The sequence below is a fragment of the Stenotrophomonas maltophilia complex sp. Om-AH-Sm3 genome, from assembly GCF_059337855.1.
On sequence record NZ_JBYBLQ010000007.1, the window covers coordinates 227,155 to 234,397 of the forward strand.

Below are 7,243 nucleotides of genomic sequence, written 5' to 3' on the forward strand. Positions count from 1 at the left end.
GCACAAGGCTGTAACCGTATACATGCGGCGTGAAGGATGTGCTAATTTCCGTTCTTTATCGGGAGAGGCCCATCCACCATGTTCGAGCGTCAGCGTCGCACCAAGATCCTTGCCACCCTCGGTCCGGCCACTGACCCGCCGGGCGTGCTGGAGGATCTGTTCCGCGCCGGCGTCAACGTGGTGCGCCTGAACTTCAGCCATGGCGATCCGTCCGGCCAGGCCAAGCGTGCCGCCGAAGTGCGTGCCGCTGCGGCCCGCGTGGGCGTGGAAGTGGGCATCCTGGCCGACCTGCCGGGCCCGAAGATCCGCATCGAGCGCTTCGCCGAAGGCAAGGTGCAGCTGAAGGCGGGCGACCGCTTCGACCTGATCGCCAGCGAGAACGCCGGCCCGGGCACTGCCGGCGAGGTGGGCGTGAGCTACCTCGGCCTGCCGCAGGACGTCGGCCCGGGTGATGTGCTGCTGCTCGACGACGGCCTGATGCAGTTGCAGGTGGTGGAAGTGCAGGGCGACCGTATCGTCAACACCGTGCTCAACGATGGTGTGTTGTCCGACCGCAAGGGCCTGAACAAGCAGGGCGGCGGCCTCTCGCTGGGTGCGCTGACCGAGCGCGACAAGGAGCTGATCGGCATCGTTGCCAAGATCGGCGTGGACTTCATCGCCGTGTCGTTCTGCCGCAATGCGCAGGACATGAACGATGCGCGCGACATCGCCCGTTCGCACGGCTGTGATGCCGCGCTGGTGTCGAAGATCGAGCGCACCGAGGCAATCGAGAACCTGGAAGAAATCGTCGAGGCCAGCGACGTGGTGATGGTCGCCCGTGGCGACCTGGGCGTGGAAATCGGCGATGCCGAGCTGCCGGGCCTGCAGAAGAAAATCATCAAGGCCTCGCTGGCGCAGAACAAGGTGGTGATCACCGCCACGCAGATGCTGCAGTCGATGGTGGAAAGCCCGATCCCGACCCGCGCCGAAGTACTGGACGTGGCCAACTCGGTCATCGACGGCACCGACGCAGTGATGCTGTCGGCGGAAACTGCCGCTGGCGCCTACCCGGTCAAGGCCGTGGAGGCGATGGCACGCATCTGCCTGGGTGCCGAGCGCCAGTTCCAGACCGAGACCGACTTCAACGCGTCGCCGCGCAATCTGGAACGTGCCGACCAGGCGATTGCCATGGCCACCATGTTCCTGTCGCAGCACGTGGGCGTGCGCGCGATCGTGGCGATGACCGAATCCGGTGGCACCGCACGTTACCTGTCGCGTTTCAGGGCCAAGGCGCCGGTGTTCGCGGTGACCCGCCATGACGGTGCGCGCCGGCAGATGGCGCTGATGCGCGATGTGTTCCCGATCAACTTCGACAGCCGCGGCCTGACCCCGCGTGAAGCCGCGCGCGGCAGCATCCGCCTGCTGGTGGAATCGGAACTGCTGCAGGCCGGTGATCGCGTCGTGTTCACCAGTGGCGAGCACATGGAAACCCACGGTGCCACCAATACCCTGCGCCTGCTGGAAGTGGGTGAGGACGGCCGCGCCATCGGCCTGGGCGATCTGTAAGTAGTGCTGCCCTGGGGCCGGCGCCGCGTTGCGGATCCGACCCCGGGGTCAGATCCCGCAGGGGCCCTGACCCCCGACGGCAGGACACGTCGTGTCCGGTGCGGACATTGGAAGCGTTTCCATCCTGTCCTCCACGGCGAGGCAACGGGCCGCGGGGCTATACTTGTGTTTTTCCCGCACCCGCCACAGGAAGTACATGAGCATCGAACAGCTGGCTGAAACCGCCCAGGCCATGGTTGCCCCGGGCAAGGGCATCATCGCGATCGACGAATCCACCGCTACCATCGCCAAGCGTTTCGCTGGCGTCGGTATCGAGAACACCGAGGAGAACCGTCGTGCCTACCGCGAACTGCTGCTGACCACGCCGAAGCTCAACGAGCACATCTCCGGCGCCATCCTGTTTGACGAAACCATCCGCCAGTCGACCAAGGACGGCGTGCCGTTCGCCAAGTACATGGCCGACCACGGCATGATTCCGGGCATCAAGGTGGACAAGGGCGCGCACCCGCTGGCCGGCTGCCCGGGCGAGCTGGTGACCGAAGGCCTGGATGGCCTGCGCGAGCGCCTGCAGGAGTACTACAAGCTGGGCGCACGGTTTGCCAAGTGGCGTGCTGTGATCAACATCGGCGAGAGCATCCCGTCGGGCACCTGCATTGAGTCCAACGCCCATGCGCTGGCCCGCTACGCAGCGCTGTGCCAGGAATGCGGCCTGGTGCCGATGGTCGAGCCGGAAGTGATCATGGACGGCGACCACGACATCGAGACCTGCTACGAAGTCACCGAAGCGACCCTGCGTTCGCTGTTCGACGCCCTGTACCAGCAGAACGTGCTGCTGGAAGGCACCATCCTGAAGGCTTCGATGGTCATCTCGGGCAAGGACTGTGAAGAGCAGGCCGACGTCGAGGAAGTGGCCGAGTCGACCGTGATGTGCCTGAAGAGCACCGTGCCGGCCATCCTGCCGGGCGTGGTGTTCCTGTCCGGTGGCCAGAGCGACGAGCAGTCCACCGAGCACCTGAACGCGATGAACCAGCTGGGCAACCTGCCGTGGCCGCTGAGCTTCTCCTACGGCCGTGCCATGCAGCAGGCCGCGCTGAAGCTGTGGGCCAAGGACATGAAGGGCAACTACGCTGCTGCCCAGAAGACCGTGTACGAGCGCGCCAGGGACAATGGCCTGGCCGCGCTGGGCAAGTGGAACGGGTGATCCGTCCCATCGCTGGATGAACAAGGCAGCGCCGGCATCACGCCGGCGTTTGCTTTTGCGGGTATCTTTTCCGCCCCCATGCGCCCGGCCGGTGCGTGGGAACCACATGGAAGGCCAAGGAGAAACAACATGCGTTTGGCAGCAATCACACTGGCCGTAGCCACGGTCCTGGTCGCCGGCGGGTGCAACCGCATCGGTGGCGGCGGTGCCGAGGCAGGCAAGGCCGCGTCGCTCGATTTCGACAAGCCGGTCTCCGGCGAGATCACCTCGCGCAGCGGCATCAACTTCAATGACGGCAGCCATCACCAGCTCTACCAGATCAAGCTGGAAGACAGGGATCTGGTCGGCCTGAAGCTCACTGGTGCCCTCAGCGGCTCGATTGCGGTGTTCAACAACGGCAGCCTGGTATCCACCAGCAACACAGGCTATGAGCGCGAGGGGGACGTCTCGCTGGCTTTCCGTGCCAACGGCAGTGGTACCTACCAGGTGGCAGTCAACGCCGATGGCCCGACCGCGTTCGGCCCTTATCGCCTTCGCGCCGAGAAGCTGAAGCCGTACGACGGCAAGCCGCTGGCGGGCAGTGGCGAGATCGTCGATATGCTGGCCAGCAACTCGCAGGACTACACGTTGCAGGTGGACAAGGCGGGCCTGTACGAGATCCGGCTGGTCTCGGACGCCTTCGACCCGGTGCTGAAGCTGTCCGGGCAGGGCGTGGATGCCGAGAATGACGACGGCGGGGACAGCACCAACTCGCGCCTGACCCTGTCGCTGAAGCCGGGCAAGTACACGCTGACCGCGCGTGGCCTCGGCGACGGCGTCAGTGGCATGTTCACCTTGTCGGCCAATCGGATCGAGCTGCCGGGCAACCTGGTCGATCGCGATGGCACCGCACTGCCGAAGTCCGGCAGCGTGTACACGATGCTCGATAACGATGGCGTCCGCCGCTTCCTGCTGACGCTGGACCGTCCGACCAATGTGCGGCTGGATGCAATCTCCGGCCAGGTCGATACCGTGCTGCGCGTGGTTGGCGGCGATGTCGAACTGACCGACGATGACGGTGGCAACGATACCAACGCACGCCTGGAAGAAGCGTTGCCTGCCGGTCATTACACCGTCGAGGTGTCCAGCCTCAGCAACGGCGCGGGCATGGTGGAAGTGCGTGTGCAGGTGGACGGCGCCAGCGCCGATGGGGCTGCTGCTTCGGCGGCAAGTGCCGCTGCCGACGCGGCCGCTGCTGCGGCCGATGATGCCGCCGCGGTGGAAGCTGCCAGCCGTTGAGCGTGTTCCACACTCCGTGGGAGTGTGGACAAGGGCGCAACAGGAAAGGCCGGGCAATGCCCGGCCTTTTCCTTGACGCTGACCGCCGGATTCAGTGCGCGGCGGCGAAGCCCGCATCACCCAGCGGCGACAGCATCGAGCCGCGCGGTTCGCCGTCTGCGCCTTGCCCGGCGGCGCTCAACGCTTGCTGGTACGCCTTGGCCGTCGCGGTATTGAACGCCACCAGCACGATGCGCATCGGCTGCGCATGGCTGCGCTGCCAGGCCAGTGTCTCGGTCACGGCGATCTGCGCCGCCTGGTACAGCGGATAGCCATACACACCGCAGCTGATCGCCGGGAAGGCGATCGACTGCACCCCCAGCGACTCGGCCAGCTGCAGCGATTTCCAGTAGCAGTTGGCGAGCAATGCCGGCTCGTCGCGCTGGCCGTCGTGCCAGACCGGGCCCACCGTGTGCAGTACATGCCGTGCCGGCAAGGCGTAAGCGCCGGTGGCACGCACTTCGCCGGTCGGGCAACGCACGCCCGGGCGCAGCTCGGGCAACCGCTCGCACTCGGCCCGCAATGCGGGGCCGGCCGCACGATGGATCGCGCCGTACACACCACCGCCGCCGAGCAATGTTTCGTTGGCCGCGTTGACGATCGCATCCACCGCCAGGGTCGTGATGTCACCCTGCCAAACTTCGATCTTCATGCGTCCGTCTCCTGCCTGTGAGGTGTTCCGCGCAGCCTCTGCGCCGGCTGTACCCCACGGTAGGGGACAGGGCATCGATACTGCGTCATGGCCGTCTCACGCGCTGCGATCCGACGGCCTTCACGCACGATGGCGGTCACTGCCTTCACGCAGGCTGAAGCGGTCATGGATCCGCGGCAGGCGGTGGCGCCAGGCAATGCCCGGCGGCTTGCGTCATGGCAGGCCAGCCAGCCAGTCGTCGTCGGAACCCTCGTTCACATCGGCGAACAGCGGCGTGGAGAAATAGCGTTCACCGGTGTCCGGCAGCATCGCCAGGATCACCGAGCCCGGCTCAGCGCGGGCTGCCACGTCCAGCGCGCTGGCCACGGTGGCGCCGGCGGAGATGCCGACGAAGATCCCTTCCTCCGCCGCCAGTCGGCGCGCGGTGGCGATGGCGCGGTCATCCTCCACCGACACCAGTTCATCCACCACATCGCGGTTGAGCACGTCCGGCACGAAATCCGGGGTCCAGCCTTGGATCTTGTGCGGTTTCCAATCATCGCCCTTGAGCAGGGCGGCGCCGGCGGGTTCGGTAGCAATGACGCGGGTCTGCGGGCGCGCGACCTTCAACACTTCGCCCACGCCGGTGAGCGTGCCGCCGGTGCCCCAGCCACTGACGAAGTAATCCAGCCGCTTGCCGGCGAAGTCGCGCAGGATCTCGGCGGCCGTGGTGTTGCGGTGATAAGCCGGATTGGCCGGGTTGGCGAACTGGCTGGCCAGGAACCAGCCATGCTGCTCGGCCAGTTCGCGCGCCTTGCGCACCATGCCGCTGCCACGCTCGGCGGCCGGGGTCAGGATTACCTTCGCGCCATAGGCGCGCATCAGTTTGCGACGCTCCACCGAAAAGGTCTCGACCATCGTGGCCACGAATTTGTAGCCGCGCGCGGCAGCGACCATCGCCAGCGCCACGCCGGTGTTGCCCGAGGTGGCCTCCACGATCGTGTCGCCTGGCTTGAGCAGGCCACGCGCTTCGGCGTCGAGGATGATTGCCAGCGCCAGGCGGTCCTTGACCGAGCCGCCCGGATTGAATGACTCGACCTTGGCGTAGACGCTGACCTGTGGCGGTGCCAGGCGCTGCAGCCTGACGATGGGGGTGTTGCCGACGGTATCGAGGATGGACTCGTACAGGGCCATGGAAGCGCTCCGGAAACGGGGCCGCGCCGGGCTTCGGCGGGCAAAGGGGGAGGGCTGGCTGTTCAGGCCAGCGGCTGCCGGCTGACCGTAGCGCCGGCATATGACGCCCGGAAATGACCAGATACCTTTCTTAAACAACCTTTGGTTATAAGCTGGTGACGGCAATTGACCCTAGAGTGGACCTCCGCCCCACGCCGCCTGCCTCCCATGACGCTGACCCAGCTGCGCTACCTGGTTGCCATTGCCGATGCCGAGCTGAACATCACGCTCGCTGCCTCGCGCGTGCACGCCACCCAGCCCGGCCTGTCCAAGCAGCTCAAGCAGCTGGAAGACGAGCTCGGCTTTCTGTTGTTCGTGCGCAAGGGCCGCAGCCTGGAGTCGGTCACCCCGGCCGGCACCGAGGTCATCGCCCGCGCCCGCGCGGTGCTGGCTGAGGCCAACAACATCCGCACCTACGCGGCAAACCAGCGTCGCGAGAGCCAGGGTCAGCTGATCCTGACCACCACGCACACCCAGGCGCGCTTCGTGCTGCCGCCGGCGGTTGCGGCGATCAAGCAGGCCTACCCGCAGGTCAGCGTGCACCTGCAGCAGGCCGGTGAAGCCGACGCGCTGGACCGCTTGAACCAGGGTGATGCCGATATTGCGATCATCAGCACCGCAGGCGGTGAGCCCACCGATGGCATCGCAGTGCCGCTGTTCCGGTGGCGGCGCCTGGTGGTGGTGCCCAAGGGCCATCCGCTGGACCGCGCCGGCCGCGCACCGGACCTGGCCGCGCTGGCCCGCCAGCCATTGATCAGCTACGAATCGTCGACCCGACCGAACTCATCCCTGCAACGCGCCTTCGCCGCCAATGGGCTGGTGCCCGATCTGGCACTGACCGCGCTGGATGCGGACCTGATCAAGACCTACGTGCGCACGGGTCTTGGCGTAGGCCTGCTGGCCGAGATGGCGGTCAGTTCCAACGATGAAGACCTGCGTTCGTGGCCGGCCCCGGACCCGATCGCCGAGTGCATCGCCTGGGCGGTGCTGCCGCGCGACCGGGTGCTGCGTGATTACGCGCTGGAACTGGTGCACGTGCTGGCACCGCAGATTGATCCGCGTGACCTGCGCAGGGTGCTGGATGGCAACCAGGCGGCGGCGTGGCCGGTGCCACCGACGTGGGAGTCACTGACCCAGACCATCACGGTGTGAGGGGTTGGTCGAGCAGGGCTTGCAGCCCTGCACCTGCTGCGGCATTCAAGCAACAGCAACAGCAGAAGCGGTATTCCGTGGGATGGCGGGGCGGTGTCGGAGTGCGGGGACGCCGTAAACCCGTCCCTGGGGGCTTGGCAGCCGCATCCATGCGGCTGACACCC

6 protein-coding genes are annotated in these 7,243 nt (G+C 66.5%); 4 read left to right on the forward strand and 2 right to left on the reverse strand.

What is annotated here, in order from left to right:
* Positions 1 to 78: 78 nt before the first annotated feature.
* The 3 genes from pyk (at position 79) to AC10QF_RS11205 (ending at position 4,024) form a co-directional block, all read left to right on the forward strand.
* Positions 79 to 1,545: a pyruvate kinase gene (gene pyk, locus AC10QF_RS11195; protein ID WP_494542209.1), complete on the forward strand. Its 1,467-nt coding sequence runs from the start codon at positions 79 to 81 to the stop codon at positions 1,543 to 1,545.
* Positions 1,546 to 1,741: 196 nt separating this feature from the next.
* A complete protein-coding gene (locus AC10QF_RS11200; RefSeq protein ID WP_019660018.1) occupies positions 1,742 to 2,746 on the forward strand; it encodes a class I fructose-bisphosphate aldolase in 1,005 nt (334 codons plus the stop codon).
* 129 nt (positions 2,747 to 2,875) lie between these two features.
* Positions 2,876 to 4,024 (forward strand): hypothetical protein, encoded by a 1,149-nt coding sequence (locus tag AC10QF_RS11205; RefSeq protein WP_019660019.1) that lies wholly within the window; start codon positions 2,876 to 2,878, stop codon positions 4,022 to 4,024.
* Between the two features lie 91 nt (positions 4,025 to 4,115).
* Here AC10QF_RS11205 and AC10QF_RS11210 read toward each other — a convergent pair whose 3' ends face one another.
* Together AC10QF_RS11210 and cysK are read right to left on the reverse strand one after the other, a co-directional pair.
* Positions 4,116 to 4,715 carry an O-acetyl-ADP-ribose deacetylase gene (locus AC10QF_RS11210; RefSeq protein WP_494542210.1) on the reverse strand — a complete coding sequence of 200 codons (600 nt, stop codon included), beginning with the start codon at positions 4,713 to 4,715 and terminating at the stop codon, positions 4,116 to 4,118.
* A 213-nt stretch (positions 4,716 to 4,928) separates the two neighbouring features.
* Positions 4,929 to 5,888 (reverse strand): cysteine synthase A, encoded by a 960-nt coding sequence (gene cysK / locus AC10QF_RS11215; protein WP_019660021.1) that lies wholly within the window; start codon positions 5,886 to 5,888, stop codon positions 4,929 to 4,931.
* Positions 5,889 to 6,095: 207 nt separating this feature from the next.
* Between cysK and AC10QF_RS11220 the strand changes: the two genes are divergently transcribed.
* On the forward strand, positions 6,096 to 7,079 hold the full coding sequence (locus AC10QF_RS11220; RefSeq protein ID WP_019660022.1) for a LysR family transcriptional regulator: 984 nt from the start codon (positions 6,096 to 6,098) through the stop codon (positions 7,077 to 7,079).
* The last annotated feature ends 164 nt before the right edge of the window (positions 7,080 to 7,243 follow it).